This is a genomic window from Cupriavidus sp. 05L411 (assembly GCF_056398045.1).
This window is the reverse complement of the sequence record NZ_JBFTOQ010000005.1, coordinates 185979-201023: the sequence shown is the minus strand read 5'-3', so window position 1 is coordinate 201023 and position 15045 is coordinate 185979. Positions and strand designations below refer to the sequence as shown.

General features: G+C 64.9%; 17 protein-coding genes. 13 read left to right on the top strand and 4 right to left on the bottom strand.

Annotated features, from left to right (window positions below):
• Nucleotides 1-6: 6 nt before the first annotated feature.
• Together AC1DQR_RS07855 and AC1DQR_RS07850 are read left to right on the top strand one after the other, a co-directional pair.
• Nucleotides 7-723 (top strand): RNA polymerase sigma factor FliA, encoded by a 717-nt coding sequence (locus AC1DQR_RS07855; RefSeq protein WP_416051531.1) that lies wholly within the window; start codon nt 7-9, stop codon nt 721-723.
• On the top strand, nt 720-1151 hold the full coding sequence (locus tag AC1DQR_RS07850) for a flagellar protein FlhE (protein ID WP_416051532.1): 432 nt from the start codon (nt 720-722) through the stop codon (nt 1149-1151). The genes AC1DQR_RS07855 and AC1DQR_RS07850 overlap by 4 nt, the downstream gene beginning before the upstream one ends.
• A gap of 193 nt (nt 1152-1344) precedes the next feature.
• On the opposite strand, the gene AC1DQR_RS07845 is transcribed toward AC1DQR_RS07850, so the two are convergent.
• The 3 genes from AC1DQR_RS07845 to flgA form a co-directional block, all read right to left on the bottom strand.
• Nucleotides 1345-1803: a flagella synthesis protein FlgN gene (locus AC1DQR_RS07845; RefSeq protein WP_416051533.1), complete on the bottom strand. Its 459-nt coding sequence runs from the start codon at nt 1801-1803 to the stop codon at nt 1345-1347.
• A 54-nt stretch (nt 1804-1857) separates the two neighbouring features.
• A complete protein-coding gene (gene flgM / locus AC1DQR_RS07840) occupies nt 1858-2163 on the bottom strand; it encodes a flagellar biosynthesis anti-sigma factor FlgM (protein WP_416051534.1) in 306 nt (101 codons plus the stop codon).
• A gap of 167 nt (nt 2164-2330) precedes the next feature.
• Nucleotides 2331-3050, bottom strand: a complete 720-nt coding sequence (flgA, locus tag AC1DQR_RS07835) for a flagellar basal body P-ring formation chaperone FlgA (protein WP_416051535.1) — start codon at nt 3048-3050, stop codon at nt 2331-2333.
• A gap of 222 nt (nt 3051-3272) precedes the next feature.
• Between flgA and flgB the strand changes: the two genes are divergently transcribed.
• The 11 genes from flgB (at nt 3273) to flgL (ending at nt 13966) form a co-directional block, all read left to right on the top strand.
• A complete protein-coding gene (flgB, locus tag AC1DQR_RS07830; RefSeq protein ID WP_416051536.1) occupies nt 3273-3683 on the top strand; it encodes a flagellar basal body rod protein FlgB in 411 nt (136 codons plus the stop codon).
• Nucleotides 3684-3690: 7 nt separating this feature from the next.
• On the top strand, nt 3691-4098 hold the full coding sequence (gene flgC / locus AC1DQR_RS07825) for a flagellar basal body rod protein FlgC (RefSeq protein WP_006162655.1): 408 nt from the start codon (nt 3691-3693) through the stop codon (nt 4096-4098).
• Nucleotides 4099-4112: 14 nt separating this feature from the next.
• On the top strand, nt 4113-4784 hold the full coding sequence (locus tag AC1DQR_RS07820) for a flagellar hook assembly protein FlgD (RefSeq protein ID WP_416051537.1): 672 nt from the start codon (nt 4113-4115) through the stop codon (nt 4782-4784).
• 56 nt (nt 4785-4840) lie between these two features.
• Nucleotides 4841-6082 carry a flagellar hook protein FlgE gene (gene flgE / locus AC1DQR_RS07815; RefSeq protein WP_416051538.1) on the top strand — a complete coding sequence of 414 codons (1242 nt, stop codon included), beginning with the start codon at nt 4841-4843 and terminating at the stop codon, nt 6080-6082.
• Nucleotides 6083-6132: 50 nt separating this feature from the next.
• Nucleotides 6133-6876, top strand: a complete 744-nt coding sequence (gene flgF / locus AC1DQR_RS07810; RefSeq protein WP_477132840.1) for a flagellar basal-body rod protein FlgF — start codon at nt 6133-6135, stop codon at nt 6874-6876.
• Nucleotides 6877-6927: 51 nt separating this feature from the next.
• Nucleotides 6928-7713 carry a flagellar basal-body rod protein FlgG gene (gene flgG / locus AC1DQR_RS07805; RefSeq protein ID WP_477132839.1) on the top strand — a complete coding sequence of 262 codons (786 nt, stop codon included), beginning with the start codon at nt 6928-6930 and terminating at the stop codon, nt 7711-7713.
• 2 nt (nt 7714-7715) lie between these two features.
• On the top strand, nt 7716-8393 hold the full coding sequence (gene flgH, locus AC1DQR_RS07800; RefSeq protein WP_370564869.1) for a flagellar basal body L-ring protein FlgH: 678 nt from the start codon (nt 7716-7718) through the stop codon (nt 8391-8393).
• A 14-nt stretch (nt 8394-8407) separates the two neighbouring features.
• Nucleotides 8408-9541, top strand: coding sequence for a flagellar basal body P-ring protein FlgI (locus AC1DQR_RS07795; RefSeq protein ID WP_477132838.1), 1134 nt, complete (start codon nt 8408-8410; stop codon nt 9539-9541).
• 2 nt (nt 9542-9543) lie between these two features.
• Nucleotides 9544-10566 (top strand): flagellar assembly peptidoglycan hydrolase FlgJ, encoded by a 1023-nt coding sequence (gene flgJ, locus AC1DQR_RS07790; protein WP_416051541.1) that lies wholly within the window; start codon nt 9544-9546, stop codon nt 10564-10566.
• Between the two features lie 216 nt (nt 10567-10782).
• Nucleotides 10783-12696 carry a flagellar hook-associated protein FlgK gene (gene flgK / locus AC1DQR_RS07785; RefSeq protein WP_477132837.1) on the top strand — a complete coding sequence of 638 codons (1914 nt, stop codon included), beginning with the start codon at nt 10783-10785 and terminating at the stop codon, nt 12694-12696.
• Nucleotides 12697-12733: 37 nt separating this feature from the next.
• Nucleotides 12734-13966, top strand: a complete 1233-nt coding sequence (gene flgL, locus AC1DQR_RS07780) for a flagellar hook-associated protein FlgL (RefSeq protein WP_416051543.1) — start codon at nt 12734-12736, stop codon at nt 13964-13966.
• A 519-nt stretch (nt 13967-14485) separates the two neighbouring features.
• Here the strand turns inward: flgL and AC1DQR_RS07775 are convergent.
• Nucleotides 14486-14965, bottom strand: coding sequence for an AbiTii domain-containing protein (locus tag AC1DQR_RS07775; RefSeq protein WP_477132836.1), 480 nt, complete (start codon nt 14963-14965; stop codon nt 14486-14488).
• Between the last annotated feature and the right edge of the window lie 80 nt (nt 14966-15045).

Below are 15045 nucleotides of genomic sequence, written 5' to 3'. Positions count from 1 at the left end.
TCCACCATGTATACGATTCAGGGAAAGCTCGAACAGACTGATACCGTGACGGCGCATGCGTCGCTGGTGCGTCGTATCGCCTTGCAACTGGCAGCCAAGCTGCCTGCCAGCGTGCAGCTTGATGACTTGATCCAGGCCGGCATGATTGGCCTGCTCGACGCCGCCAAGCGCTATGAAGACACCCACGGTGCGCGTTTCGAGACCTACGCCAGCCAGCGCATTCGCGGCGCCATGCTCGACGAGGTGCGCGCCAACGACTGGCAGTCGCGCAGCCTGCGCCAGTTCACGCGGCGGATCGAGCGTACCGTGCGCGGCCTGGAGCAAACGCTGGGCCGTGCGCCGCTCGATTCCGAAGTGGCGCAGGAGCTGGAGCTGCCGCTCGACGAATACCAGACGCTGCTCAACGAGGTCTATGGTTGCCAGTTGCTGCACTATGAAGACTTCGAGCGCTCCGGCGAAGAAGACTTCCTGGACCGGCACTTGAGCGTGAGCGATGACGGCAACCCCCTCACAGTGCTGATGGAGAGCGGCATGCGCCAAGCGCTGATCCGCGCCATCGAGCGCCTGCCGGAGCGGGAGAAGCTGGTGCTGTCGCTGTGCTATGACCAGGAGCTGAACCTGCGGGAAATCGGCGCGGTGCTGGAAGTCACCGAGTCGCGCGTGTGCCAGATCCGTAGCCAGGCGATTACACGGCTGCGTTCGCAGTTGCGCGGATTGCTGTGAGCAACTGGCCCAAGCGCTTCACCGCGGCGGCACTGGCCGTGGCGTGCTGCCCGGCACTGGCAGCGCCTGGCGGGCAGGCGCTGCATAGCTGGTCGGCTTCGGTGAACGGGCCTGCGCTGTACAGCAAAGGCTTGCGCACCGTTTCCGTCCCGATTTCACCGACAGGTTATTTACCGCAGGCGCAGGGCGTGATCACGACGGTGCGGTGGCGCTATAGCTTCTCGCGTACGCCGCCGAATGCACTGCAGGCTTACCTATGCAATGCGCAACGATGTGTATTGCTTTCGGGAGCTGAGGGTCTGACCGAGGCGTTTAGCGGGGATGACGCCGCCAAGGGCTTTGTGTTCGCTTTTCAGGTGCCGGGGAAGGGCGCGTTGACGCCGGTTTTGATTGGGCAGGCCAATGCGGTGACGGTTGGGTTTCGGTGAGGGGGCAGGGTTGCTTAACCGCAACTGCAGTCCCGCTACCCCAGCCGGGCGGCAATCACGGCTACACCGAATCGTCTTCTGTTCCCGCTGGATTGCTCTGCCCTCTCCCAATTGTGGGAGCGGGGCCGGGGGAGAGGGCGGGCACTCGCAAGAACGAGAAGCCACAAACTACCCAACTCAACCGTTACCTAATTCAACCAGTCGCCAGACTGACCCCTTGCGGCCCGGTCTGCGCGCGCCCGTCGCGCCCATAGAGCGTCGTGTTATCACCCCGTTGCCGCAACGCCAGGATCGCTTCCTCGGTGAACTCGAGATGCGCATCCACAACCGCGGCATTCAGGGCATTGGCGTCGCTTGCAGCGCGTGCCGCAAATACCAGCGTCCGCCATGCGGCTTCCACCGACGGATCGATCTGGCGTCCGAACAGCTGGCCACCCGCGCCGGTGCGAATTCCCATGGCGCCCATCTGCGCCTCGCGCGTGCGCGTCAGGGCGCCCAGCAATCCAGCCAGTTCTACCTTGCGTTCCAGCAGCCCGGCAAGGGCCTGGTAATCGCCAGTCTTGATCAGGCTTCTTTCTTCGCCTAGTACGGTGGCGAACTCCTGCGCGAGCTCGGTCTCGCGGCGCAGGTTCTGGATCAGGGACTGGCTCATGGCTTGCCTATCTTAGGGTGGGGTTGGCGATGCGGCCCGTAGCAAGCCGCGGTGTCAGGCGCCGCCGCTGAGTTCGCGCAGGGACGCGAGCAGGCCGTCGGCGATCTTGCTTGGGTCGATCTTGATGCGGCCTTCGGAGATGGCCTGGCGGATCTCTTCGACCTTGGCGGTGTCGATATCGTCGTCATGGTCTTCTACCATGCGCGCGCCGATCTCGCGCACCTGGGCCGACAGGGGACTGCTGACGCGTACGCTGGACGTCTCCGGGGCAGCCGTCGATCCGGGGGCGCCGGCCACGCTGCGCACGGCGCCCTCGATGGCGTCGCTCGGCCTCGACGAGGTGGTCTGATTGATCTTCACGATGATTCCTTGCTGGGTACCTTTGGCTTATCGGATGCTTGGGCCGAAACTTTAGGTCGAATTGCGACGCCGCGGCGCCGTTTTTCCGGCCCCGGAGCGCGCGATATTGTCTCATGAGCCGGCTCATGAGACGCGTACGCAACTCCAGGCGTCGCCGTCCCGATTTCCTATTGCTGTAGCACCACCGTGTCGCCGTTGCGCACCAGCGCATTGACCACCTGACCGCTCTTGAGCCGCACCTGGACGTTGTTGCCCACCGCAGCCTCGGCCATGACCTTGCCTTCGCTGCTGAGCTGGAACGAGTCGCCCTCCACCAGCACCGTCACGTTCTGGCCCTGGCGTACGGCAATGGCTTTCTTCAGCAGATCCATCCGCATTGGCGAGCCCATGGCGATGCGGTTGGCCGCTACCGCGCCGGTCACCTGTGCGGGATCCGTCACCACCGCGCGCGGCAGCGACGCCAGGTCGCCTTGGCGGACTTCCATATCGGCCGCATCGATGGGCTCGCCGGGCATCAGGTTACGCCCTGCCACATAGTAATCGGCCACCACCGACACGCGCGCTTGCACGTAGCGGGTCCAGGGGCGCTCGCCGGCGCATCGCACGCCGACCGAGACCCGGCCCCAGGGGGACGCGCCCGGCGGCAGGAACGGCTCGGGCAGCGGGCAATCCGGCGCGCGCCCGCCCGAAGGCGGCACCACCTGGATGGTGGCCTTGCCGGGCAGGCCGGCAGTCTGGCGTTCAAGGAATTGTTCGACCGCGGCGCGCACCGGGTCTTCGGGAAACGGCGAGGGCGGCGCCGCGCCGGCGCTGCCGGGCAGCGTGCCGCCGGCGGCCAGCACGCAGAGCAGGGCGCGCGCCGCGGCGGCCCGGAAACGAGGGTTCATGTGTACATCCAGGCAAGGAAACGACGCGGACCGCACCGCGAAAGCGGGTGCCGCGTGCGTGTCAACGGGTCCTATTGTAGGCAGCCCCACGTTCTTGCTCGAGTCGAAATGCGCGGTCTTCTTTGCTCTATTCGTGCGATTGGCATGAAGGGGCCGCCCCTAAGATGGCACACCTGAAGAAGGTCGACCTTCGTTGCTCTCCCCCTCCAGCGAGACACAGACATGATTGACAGACTCGATGCGGCGTTGCGCTTCCAACAAGAAGCGCTGAGCTTGCGGACCCAGCGGCAATCTGTGATTGCCTCCAATATCGCCCACGCCGACACACCCGGCTACAAGGCGCGTGACTTCGATTTCTCCAGCACGCTGGCGCAAAGCGTCGAGCGCGGAAAGCAAGCCGAAGGCGTGTCGCTGTCCACCACCTCGGTGCGCCATCTGCCGGGCGTGACGTCTGCGTTCGCCGACAAGATGCAACTCGACTACCGCATCCCGATGCAGTCGAGCATCGATGGCAATACCGTCGAGATGGACACCGAGCGCGTCGCCTTTGCCGACAATGCGGTGCACTTCGAGTCCGGGTTGACCGTGATGAGCGCCAAGATCAAGACCATGCTGTCGGCCATCCAGCAGTGAGCACGCCATGCCCGCAATGAACATCTTCGAAGTCGCCGGCTCGGCCATGGCTGCGCAGTCGCAGCGCATGAACGTGACCGCGTCCAACCTGGCCAATGCCGACAGTGCGGTCGGCCCCAACGGCCAGCCCTACCGCGCCAAGCAAGTGGTGTTCGGCCTTGCCGCCACACCAGGCCAGAACGACGTGGGCGGTGTGCAGGTGGAGGGCGTGATGGAAGATCCGTCGCCCCCGCGCATGGTGCACAACCCCACGCATCCGCTGGCCAATGCCGACGGCTACGTCACGATGCCAAACGTTAACCCGGTGGAGGAGATGGTCAACATGATCTCGGCCTCGCGTTCCTACCAGGCCAACGTGGAAGTCCTCAACACCGCCAAGAACATGATGCTCAAGACGCTGACCATCGGTCAGTAAAACCGGGATACGCAATGACCACGACTTCCTCCACAGGCAGCAGCACCAGCGCCGCCGGGATCGCCAATACCCTGCAAAGCGGCAGCGCCTCCGCCGCTGACCTGCAGAACAGCTTCCTGACGATGCTGGTCACGCAGATGAACAACCAGGATCCGCTCAACCCGATGGACAACTCGCAGCTGACCTCGCAGCTCGCGCAGATCAGCCAGGTGAGCGGCATGCAGACCTTGAACACCACGCTGAACTCGCTGCTGTCGCAAGTCAGCGCGAGCCGCGCGATGGATTCGGCAGCGCTGATTGGCCACACCGTGATGGTGCCGGGCAATGCCACCACGGTGGCCAGCGGCGTGCCGGGCCAGATCGGCGTGGACTTGCCGGCGACAGCCGACGCGGTCACGGTCAGCGTGCTCGACAAGGACGGCAACGTGGTGCGCACCATCGACATGAAGGGCCAGACCTCAGGCGTGCACGATATCGCCTGGGACGGCAAGAACGATGCGGGCGTCGCGGTTGCCGACGGCGATTACAGCTTCAAGGTCACCGCCACCGCTAACGGCAAGGATGTCGTGCCGGTCGCGCTGGTCTACGGCAAGGTCAACAGCATCAGTGGCGACTCCACGGGCGTGCTGGTCGACATCGGCGGCGGCCGCACCGCGCCGGTCGACGGCGTTCGCCGCATTCTTTAATCACGTGGCCACGCGCGAGACGCGCCGGCAGGATGTCAGGTAACTAGGAGAAAATCATGGGTTTCGGTCAAGGGGTAAGCGGCATCAATGCCGCCGCATCGAATCTGGACGTCATCGGCAACAACATCGCCAACGCCAACACGGTTGGCTACAAGCAATCGACCGCGCAGTTCGCCGACGTGTACGCCGGCACCAAGATCGGCTTGGGCACGACCGTGAATTCGGTGGTGCAGTCGTTCAACCAGGGCAATATCGAGTCGAGCGGCAGTGCGCTCGATGTGGCCATCACCAATGGCAACGGCTTCTTCCGCCTGACCGATTCCTCGGGCTCGGTCTTCTACTCGCGCAACGGCCAGTTCCAGCGCCAGCAGGACGGCAGCATCACCAACGCGCAAGGCCTGAAACTGACCGGCTACCCGGCAGGCACGACGGGCGGCGGCGCTGTGCAGCCGCAGCCGCTGGTGGTGCCGAACACCACGATGGCCGCCAAGGCGACCACCACCCTCGGCATCTCCTTCAACCTGAACTCCGGCAGCACCGTACCGACCACGCCGTTCGCCAGCACGCCGGCCGCGCTGCCGACATCGAGCATGTACAACTACAGCTCCGGCGTCACTGTCTATGACTCGCTGGGCAATGCCAAGCAGCTCACCGCGTACTTCTCCACGGGCACGCCCGGCGCGGGCACGTTCCCGGCAGCGGGCGGCGGCGGCACCGACTGGACGATGAACCTGACCGATGCGGCGGGCAATGTGGTTGGCGCGCCGATCACGCTCAAGTTCGACTCGAAGGGCACGCTGCAGTCGCCGGCCGCCGGCGCTACCACCGCCATCAACATTGCCGCTGCCAACGGTGCGGCGCCCCTGGCCATCGCGATGGACCTGACCGGCACGACGCAGTTCGCCGGCGCCAACGACACCAAGCCGCCTGTGCAGAACGGCTATACCGCGGGCAGCCTGCTCGGCTTCGCGATCCAGCCGGATGGCACCATCCTTGGCAGCTATTCGAACCAGCAGACGCAGGCGCTGGGCCAGGTCGTGATGGCTGGCTTTGGCAACGTGCAGGGCCTGAAGCCGGAGGGCAACAATGTGTGGTCCGCGACCGGCGCATCGGGCCAGGCCGTGGTCGGCGCGGCCGGCGGTGGCCTTGGCACGCTCAAGTCCAATGCGGTGGAGGCATCCAACGTGGACCTGTCCGGCCAGCTGGTCAGCCTGATCGTGGCGCAGCGCAACTACCAGGCCAATGCGCAGACCATCAAGGCGCAGGACACCGTCATGCAGACGCTGGTCAACCTGTAATGCGCAGCGTTGGCAAGACGAGCCGCACGGACAGGAACTAAAGGGACGCCATGGACCGCATGATCTATACCGCCCTGTCGGGGGCCAAGCAGACGCTCGACCAGCAGGCCGCGGTGTCCAACAACCTGGCCAATACTTCCACGCCGGGCTTCCGCGCGCAGGTCAACATGTTTCGCGCGGTGCCGGTGGTGGGGCAAGCCTCGCCAACGCGCGCATTCACGCTGGCGTCCACGCCTGRCGCCGACTTCAAGGCCGGCCCGCTGACCTACACCGAGCGTCCGCTGGACGTGGCGCTGCAGGGCAACGGCTGGCTGACGGTGCAGGCACCGGATGGCACGGAAGCCTATACGCGCGCCGGTTCGCTGCAGGTGTCCGCGGACGGGCAGCTGGTTACCAGCACCGGCCTGCAAGTGATGGGTGATGGTGGCCCGATCGCGGTGCCGCCTGGCGCGCAGGTCACCATCGGCAGCGATGGCACGATCACCGCACGCGGCCCTGGCGAGACCTCCGCGGGCCTGGCCCAGGTGGGCAAGCTGCGGCTGGTGAATCCACCGCCCGATTCGATCGCCCGAGGCGACGATGGCCTGTTCCGGCTGCGCCCCGGCGCGCAGCCGCTGCAGGTTGACGCCAACATCCGCGTGATTTCCGGCGCGATCGAAGGCAGCAACGTCAACCCGGTCGAGGCGATGGTCGACATGATCGCCAACGCCCGCCGCTTCGAGATGCAGATGAAGATGATCCAGGGCGCTGACACCAACGATCAGCGCGCTAATCAACTGCTCTCGAATAACTGAACTTTGAATTGATGTGCTGCCGCGGCTCGCGGCAGCCTTGTGAGGACAAACATGATCCGCTCTCTCTGGATTGCCAAGACCGGCCTTGATGCGCAGCAGACGCAGATGGACGTGATCTCGAACAACCTGGCCAACGTCTCCACCAACGGTTTCAAGCGTGGGCGTGCCGTGTTCGAGGAACTGATGTACCAGACCGTCCGCCAGCCCGGCGCATTGTCTTCGGACCAGACCACGCTGCCGTCCGGCCTGCAGCTGGGCACCGGCGTGCGTCCCGTGGCTACCGAGCGGATCCATACCCAGGGCAATCCGCAGCAGACCGGCAACAGCAAGGACGTGGCCGTGATCGGCCAGGGCTTCTTCCAGGTCACGATGCCCGACGGCACCACCGCCTACACGCGCGACGGCTCGTTCCAGACCGACCAGAACGGCCAGCTGGTGACGTCCAGCGGATTCGTGATCCAGCCCGCCATTACCCTGCCGGCCAACTACACGGCGCTGACCGTTGCGCGCGACGGCGTGGTCTCTGTGACCCAGCCCGGTTCGAGCCCCAACGTGCAGGTCGGCCAGCTGCAACTGGCTACCTTCGCGAACCCGGCCGGCCTGGAGAGCCTGGGCGAGAACCTGTACGTGCAGACCGATGCGTCGGGCGCGCCGAACACCACGGTGCCTGGCCTGAACGGCTCCGGCACGCTGCAGCAGAACTACGTCGAAGCGTCCAACGTGAACGTGGTCGAAGAACTGGTGAGCATGATCCAGACCCAGCGCGCCTACGAAATCAACAGCAAGGCCGTGCAGACCTCCGACCAGATGCTGCAGCGCCTCACCCAGCTGGGATGATCATGATTGCCTCGCTGACTCGCCTGGGCGCGCTTGCCCTTTGCTGCTTCGCGACAGGTTGCGCGATGATGCCGCGCGAGCCGCTGGTCCAGCTGCCCACCTCCGCGCGGGCAGAGCCGCGCGCGCTGGCGCCGGCGAGCGGATCGATCTACCAGTCGTCGTACGCGGGCAATCCGTTGTTCGAGGATCGCCGGCCGCGCAACGTGGGCGACATCCTCACCATCGTGATCAGCGAGAACGTCAACGCCAGCAAGAACTCCGGCACCAACGCCAGCCGCACGTCCAACAGCGCGCTGGCCTTCGATGCCGTGCCCAGGGCGCTTGGCGGGCTGTTCAGCAGCGCCCAGAACGCAACCATGAGCGGCGCCAATGCGCTCAAGGCCAGCGGCGGCGCCAGCGCCACCAATACGTTCAACGGCACCATCACCGTGACCGTGCTGGAAGTGCTGGCCAACGGCAACCTTATCGTCTCCGGCGAAAAGCAGATGGCCATCAACCAGGGCGCGGAGTACATCCGCTTCTCCGGGGTGGTCAATCCGCGCACGATCACCGGCGACAATGCGGTGCCGTCCACGCAAGTGGCCGATGCGCGCATCGAGTACACCGCCAAGGGCTATATCGACGAGACGCAGAACATGGGCTGGCTGCAGCGTTTCTTCCTTAATGTTTCACCGTATTGATCACTGACCGCGTCATGTCCCTGTCTTCGTTCCCCGCCTCGCGCAGCCGCATCGTCCGCGCTCTCTTCCTGGCGCTGACGCTGGGCCTGCTAGCAGGCGCGTCGCACGCGGAACGGCTGAAGAACCTGGCCAACTTCCAGGGCGTGCGCGACAACCCGCTGGTGGGCTATGGCCTCGTGGTGGGGTTGGATAACACCGGCGACCAGACCATGCAGACGCCGTTCACCACGCAGAGCCTGACCAACATGCTCTCGCAGCTCGGCATCACCCTGCCGGCCGGCAAGAACATGCAGCTCAAGAACGTGGCGGCGGTGATGGTCACCGCCACGCTGCCGCCGTTCGCACGGCCCGGCAGCCAGCTCGACGTGGTGGTGTCGTCGATGGGCAATGCCAAGAGCCTGCGTGGCGGCACCTTGCTGATGACGCCCCTCAAGGGCGCCGACGGCCAGGTCTACGCGATCGCGCAGGGCAACATGCTGGTGGGCGGCGCGGGCGCGTCGGCCAACGGCAGCAAGGTGCAGGTCAACCAACTGGCGGTGGGCCGCATTGCCAATGGTGGCATCGTGGAGCGCGCCGTGCCCGCGTTCCAGCCCGAAGGCGGCATCCTGAACCTGGAACTGCGCGAAACCGATTACGGCACGGCCGAACGCGTTGTCGAGGCGATCAATCGCGCGATGGGCGGCGGCGTAGCCAGCGCGCTGGACGGCAGGGTGGTGCAGGTGCGCACGCCAGCGGCCCCGAGCGCGCGGGTGGGCTTCATGGCCCGCATCGAGAACATCGAGGTCACGCGCGCCAAGGCCGCCGCCAAGGTCATTCTCAATGCGCGTACCGGCTCGGTCGTGATGAACCAGGCCGTGACGGTGGACGACTGCGCGGTGGCGCATGGCAATCTGTCCGTGGTGATCAATACCCAGCCGGTGATCAGCCAGCCGGCGCCGTTCAGTGGCGGCCAGACGGTGGTGGCGCCGGTTTCGCAGATCAACATGAAGCAAGAAGGCGGCGCACTGCAGATGGTCAAGGCCGGAGCGTCGCTGGCCGCGGTGGTCAAGGGCCTGAACGCGCTGGGCGCGACGCCGGCCGACCTGCAGACCATCCTTGAAGCCATGCGTGCCGCGGGCGCGCTGCGCGCCGACCTCGAGATCATCTGATCATGTCAGCCAGCCGCGTGGCCGCACAGGCCGAACTCTCGCAACGCTTCGCCCTTGATACGCAAGGCTTCGAAGGCCTCAAGCAAAGTGCCCGTACCGGGGCCACTCCGGAGACGCTGCGCACCGCCGCACGCCAGTTCGAGGCGGTGTTCACGCAGATGGTGCTCAAGAGCATGCGCGACGCCACGCCGCAGGATGGCCTGTTCGACAACGAGCAGACCAAGCTGTATATGTCGATGATGGACCAGCAGCTGTCCCAGCAGATGTCCACGCGCGGCATCGGCCTGGCCGACGTCATGGTGCGCCAGCTCGCGCGCGCCAGCGGCGCGGGCCTGCCGCCCGAGCTCGCCGGTGCGGCTGCCAAGCAGGCCGCCGTGCAGGCAGGCATGGACGACGCGGCCCCCGGCCTTGCGCGCACGCTGGACATGCGCAACGGAGACGCGGACGCGTCGCGTGCAGGCAGCGTGGTGGCCGGCACCAGCTGGAACCCCAGCGCGGGCCTGCGCCAATACCAGTCGCAGGACACCGGGGCCTGGCAAGGCGGCAACGCCGTGTTGCCGGAAGACACGCCGGCCCACATCAGCGCCTTCGTTTCCCGCATGGCGGGGCCGGCGCAATCCGCGGCGCGCGCCACCGGCGTGCCGGCCAAGCTGATCCTGGGCCAGGCCGCGCTCGAATCCGGCTGGGGCCGGCGCGAGATTGCCTACCCGGACGGCAGCACGACCTTCAATGTCTTCGGCATCAAGGCGGGCGCCAACTGGAAGGGCCAGGTTGCGGAAATCACCACCACCGAATATGTCGACGGCCAGCCGCAGAAGGTGCGTGCGCGCTTCCGTGCCTACGGCTCGTACGACGAAGCCTTTGCCGACTACGGGCGCTTGCTGAGCAACAACCCGCGCTACGCCGAGGTGCTGGCCGCGGCCACGCCGGACGACGCGGCCCGGGGCCTGCAGCGGGCCGGTTACGCCACGGATCCGGCATACGGCGAGAAGCTGGTCCGGATCATGCGGAAAGTGCCCGTCTGAGCGCATGCCGCGCTCCTGCCGGGCGAACGCCGGCCGGACGTAAATTGTCGGCGCCGCGCACTAAAGTCTCCTTGTACTTCTGCCGTTACTTACATCATTCACCGCCGTCCATGCCCGGCAGCGGCGAACCGGCATCGAAGGCTCCGCGAGAAGCGGCCACGGTGCACGGATCGCCCCGGTCAAGCACACGGCAGCCACCAGATGCGGGGTTAGAGCATGTCTCTCTTCAATATCGGACTTTCCGGCCTGAACACGGCGCAGAACGCGTTGACGACGGTTGGCCACAATATCAGCAATGCCACCACGGCAGGCTATACGCGGCAGAACACCATCATTGCGTCCGCGGGTGGCCAGTACACCAGCAGCGGCTTTTACGGGCAGGGTTCCAACACGACCACGGTGGTTCGCGTCTATGATGAATTCCTGACGGGCCAGCTGCGCAACGCCCAGTCCGCCAGCGCCCAGCTCTCGACGTACTCCGACCAGATCAGCCAGATCGACAACCTGCTGGCCGACCAGAAGGGTGGCATCGCGCCGCTGATGCAGAAGTTCTTCGCCGCCGTGCAAGGGGTGTCGGACACGCCGGCAGATCCGGCCGCGCGCCAGAACATGATCAATGCCGGGCAATCGCTCACCGGGCAGATGCGCGCCGCCAATTCCTACTTCCAGCAATTGCGTGATGGCGTCAATACCCAGGTGCAGAGCTCGGTGACGCAGATCAACGCCTACTCCCAGCAGCTTGCCAAGCTCAACGACCAGATCACGCGGGCTACCGCTGCCGGCGGCGGCCAGCCGCCCAACGACCTGCTTGACCAGCGTGACCAGCTGGTCTCGCAGCTGACCCAGCTGGTAGGCGTCAAGGTGGTGCCGCAGGACAATACATACAACGTGTTCGTCGGCAACGGCCAGCCCCTGGTGATGGGCTCGAACTCCTATGACCTGAAGGCGGTGCAATCGTCGGCCGATCCGTCGCGTACCACGATCGCCTACACGCAGGCCAACGGCAACGTGACCGAGATGGACGAAAGCACCCTCACCGGCGGCTCCGTCGGCGGTTTGCTCAAGTTCCGCACCGAGTCGCTGGACCCAGCGCAGAACGCCATCGGGCGGCTCTCGGTGACGCTGGCCCAGACCTTCAACGACCAGCATAAGCTCGGCGTGGACCTGACCGGCCAGATCGGCGGCAACCTGTTCAAGCTCGGCACGCCCGTCACGCTGCCCAAGAGCTCGAATACCGGCACCTCGCTGGTATCGGCCAGCATCAGCAATACGTCGCAGCTGACCACCAGCGACTACACGCTGACCTACGACGGCACCAACTACTCGCTCACGCGCATATCGGACAACACGGTCGTGGCCACCCAGGCGGGCGCTACCGCCACCTATCCGCTGACGCTGTCGGCGGACGGCGTGGACGTCAAGATCCCGACGGCGATGTCGGCCAATGATTCCTACCAGATCCAGCCGACCCGCAATGTGGCCGCGAACATGGACATGGCCATTACCGATCCCGCCAAGATTGCCGCCGCTGGCCCGCTGCGCGTCAGCGCAGGCACTACCAACACGGGTACCGGCACGGTCAAGGTCAGCAATGTCGCGCAAGGCTTCAGCCTGCCCGCCACCACGATCACGGCCAAGTACAACGGCGCCAATTACGTCTTCACCGATGCGACCGGTGCTCCGGTCGTACCCACCAGCGGCCCGACCCCCAGCGGCACTGCGACGCAATACTCGTTCAACGGTGTCACGGTCAGCTTTGACGGCACGCCCAAGACCGGTGACAGCTTCACGCTGGCGCCCAACCTGAGCGGCGTATCCGACAACGGCAACGCGCTCACGCTGGCCAAGCTGCAAACCACCAAGACCATCGGCGGCGTGTCGAGCTACAACGATGCCTTCGCACAGTTGGTCAACGACGTCGGCAGCCGCGCCAAGTCGATCCAGATCGCCTCGACGTCGCAGGACAGCGTCACTACCCAGGTGCAGACGGCACAGCAAGCCGTCTCAGGTGTGAACATGGATGAGGAAACGGTCTCCATGCTGCGTTTCCAACAGCTCTACCAGGCCAACGCCAAGGTCATCCAGACCGCCACCACGCTGTTCGACACCATCATCGGTATCGGCCGCTGATCGCTTCTGAAGACCCGGATCTCCTAAAGGAACAGACATGCGCGTTGCAAGCTCCACGCTCTACCAACTCGGCCTGGCCTCGATGAACAGCCAGCAAAGCTCGTTGCTGCATGTGCAGCAACAGCTCGGCACCGGCCGCCGTATCCTGACCCCGTCCGACGACCCGGTGGGAGCGACCCGGGCGCTGGTGGTCTCGCAGTCCAGCGCGGTCAACGACCAGTACGCCACGTCCCGCAAACAGGCCAACACCAACCTGTCCATGGAGCTGAGCTCGCTCAACAGCGTCGTCACCACCGTGCAGAACATCCAGACGCTGGTGGTGCAAGCCGGTAACGGCACCATGAGCGCTGCCGACCGCGCCTCGGTCGCCTCCTCGCTGCAGGACTCATACAACCAGTTGCTCGGCCTGTCCAACGCCGACGATGGCAACGGCCAGTTCCTGTTCGCGGGTTACCAGTCGTCCACGCCGCCGTTCGCGAAGAACGGCAGCGGCGCGGTGGTCTATGGCGGCGATACCGGCCAGCAACTGCTGCAGGTCGACGTCGCTCGTCAGATGCCCACCAACGACAACGGCAACGCGATCTTCATGAGCGTGCAGTCCACCGCCACCTACGTTGCCTCCTCGCCCGCCACCAATACGGGCACTGGCGAGTTCAGCGCGATCTCGGTGACGGATCCGACCAACGCGCTGTACGGCCACAGCCTCTCGCTCAATTTCGCCACCAATGCCGTCACCGGCAAGATGCAGTACCAGGTAATGGACCAGAGCGCCGCGCCGCCGGCCGCCGTTGGCGCTCCGGTGGACTATGTGGACGGCGCCGGCATCTCGGTCGGCGGGCTCTCGCTGTCGATCAAGGGCACGCCCAAGGATGGCGATGTTGTCAACCTGCAACCCGCGAAGCAAGCCGGCACCGACATCTTTGCCAACCTGCAGAGCATCATCAATGCCCTGAAGCAGCCGGTCGTCACCGACACCGACCGCGCCACGCTGGCCAACGCGCTGTCCACGGCAAACCGCCAGATGGCCAACTCGCTGGACAACGTCAGCACGGTGCAGACCTCGGTCGGTTCGCGCATGAATGAGCTCGATGCGCTCGACACCATCGGCACCAACCGCGGGTTAAATTACAGCCAGACGCTTTCGGGCCTGCAGGACCTGGATTACTACTCGGCCATGACCGAGTACTACCAGCGCCAGACTTCGCTGCAGGCGGCGCAGCAGTCGTTCATGCAGATCCAGGGGATGAATCTGTTCAAGTATCTGGGGTAAGCGCCGGATTTCGGCGGCAGGTGAGTTGGTGCTTTGCTCTGTGTGTCCCGAGAGAATGGAATTTGTCAAACCACCGCTTTTGCGTTTTTCAAATTAGGCTAAACCGGCCGGAAAGGCTTGTGGGGCCTGGCTTTGACAAACGCTAGCCCTCGTTTCTCCGCAAGCATCGGGAAAGGGACGTTCTTCTGTTTTTCGACCCCGCTTGCTTCCCGCCGCCAGCGACGGAATTAAAGGAGTTCCGAGGGGAGACGGGACGCTCCGGACGCCATTTACGTCACTATAGGTCACCTTGTGCGAGTTGCACGCTATAGGCCCTGCCAGATTATCCGGCAGGGCGCTGGTGTCCTTAACGCACTTGGAAATTCTGTCGGCCGGCCCAATTCAGTCCAGGTTTGTCGCGACTAGCTTCTCGCGCTTGCTGCAAATTGAGGACCTCATCAAGCATGGCTGACACAGCGGCCACGCCGCATTTTTACTGGGAAGAACGGCCGCACAAAGGTCACTTGCGTCGTGGCGTCCCTAAGGGGCGTCGGCATGCGGGCCCCTCAACCCCCACCTCCAAAGTCCTGACGGCCTGCATGAGTCCCAGAGCCAACAGCTTTCGGCGAGGCCCATCCCGGTGCCCACGGGCGGTCTGGGTAAAGTCGGCGCCGCCGTTGGCCAGATTGCCGACGTCATCTCTGCCTTGCTGATGAGTTGCTGACCAACCGGGCATTCTCTCGCGTCGAGATTCTTGCGCTCGATGTTGATCGCGAGATCAAGCACCGTAGTTTTGATGGCATGGAGCCACATTTCGATTGCGGCGACGGGCACCTGCTTCCATGCGTCGACAAACGGATACCCTTGTGTTGCGCGTGATACGCATTGGCGCGCAAGCTCCGGCACCCATGGCAACATCAGAGTCGCCCCGACCTCCCCTTCTGTGAAGCGCTGGAAACTGCTGACAGGGCCACCCATTTGAGCCACGCGATAGGCGTCCCGAAACGCGGCTGGCAACACGCCAGTCTGGGATGTGGAATTCCCCTGTGAGACTGACGAAGAAGCGGTAGTTCCCCACCAATCCTTACCGCCGCCTACAT

Excerpts from the sequence above, each read along its gene's own strand:
- flgB (WP_416051536.1), top strand. The coding sequence starts at position 3,273 with ATGATTGACAGACTCGATGCGGCGTTGCGCTTCCAACAAGAAGCGCTG.
- flgC (WP_006162655.1), top strand. The coding sequence starts at position 3,691 with ATGCCCGCAATGAACATCTTCGAAGTCGCCGGCTCGGCCATGGCTGCG.
- flgK (WP_477132837.1), top strand. The coding sequence starts at position 10,783 with ATGTCTCTCTTCAATATCGGACTTTCCGGCCTGAACACGGCGCAGAAC.
- flgH (WP_370564869.1), top strand. The coding sequence starts at position 7,716 with ATGATTGCCTCGCTGACTCGCCTGGGCGCGCTTGCCCTTTGCTGCTTC.
- AC1DQR_RS07855 (WP_416051531.1), top strand. The coding sequence starts at position 7 with ATGTATACGATTCAGGGAAAGCTCGAACAGACTGATACCGTGACGGCG.
- flgJ (WP_416051541.1), top strand. The coding sequence starts at position 9,544 with ATGTCAGCCAGCCGCGTGGCCGCACAGGCCGAACTCTCGCAACGCTTC.
- flgA (WP_416051535.1), bottom strand. The coding sequence starts at position 3,050 with ATGAACCCTCGTTTCCGGGCCGCCGCGGCGCGCGCCCTGCTCTGCGTG.
- AC1DQR_RS07820 (WP_416051537.1), top strand. The coding sequence starts at position 4,113 with ATGACCACGACTTCCTCCACAGGCAGCAGCACCAGCGCCGCCGGGATC.
- flgG (WP_477132839.1), top strand. The coding sequence starts at position 6,928 with ATGATCCGCTCTCTCTGGATTGCCAAGACCGGCCTTGATGCGCAGCAG.
- AC1DQR_RS07795 (WP_477132838.1), top strand. The coding sequence starts at position 8,408 with ATGTCCCTGTCTTCGTTCCCCGCCTCGCGCAGCCGCATCGTCCGCGCT.
- flgL (WP_416051543.1), top strand. The coding sequence starts at position 12,734 with ATGCGCGTTGCAAGCTCCACGCTCTACCAACTCGGCCTGGCCTCGATG.
- flgE (WP_416051538.1), top strand. The coding sequence starts at position 4,841 with ATGGGTTTCGGTCAAGGGGTAAGCGGCATCAATGCCGCCGCATCGAAT.
- AC1DQR_RS07845 (WP_416051533.1), bottom strand. The coding sequence starts at position 1,803 with ATGAGCCAGTCCCTGATCCAGAACCTGCGCCGCGAGACCGAGCTCGCG.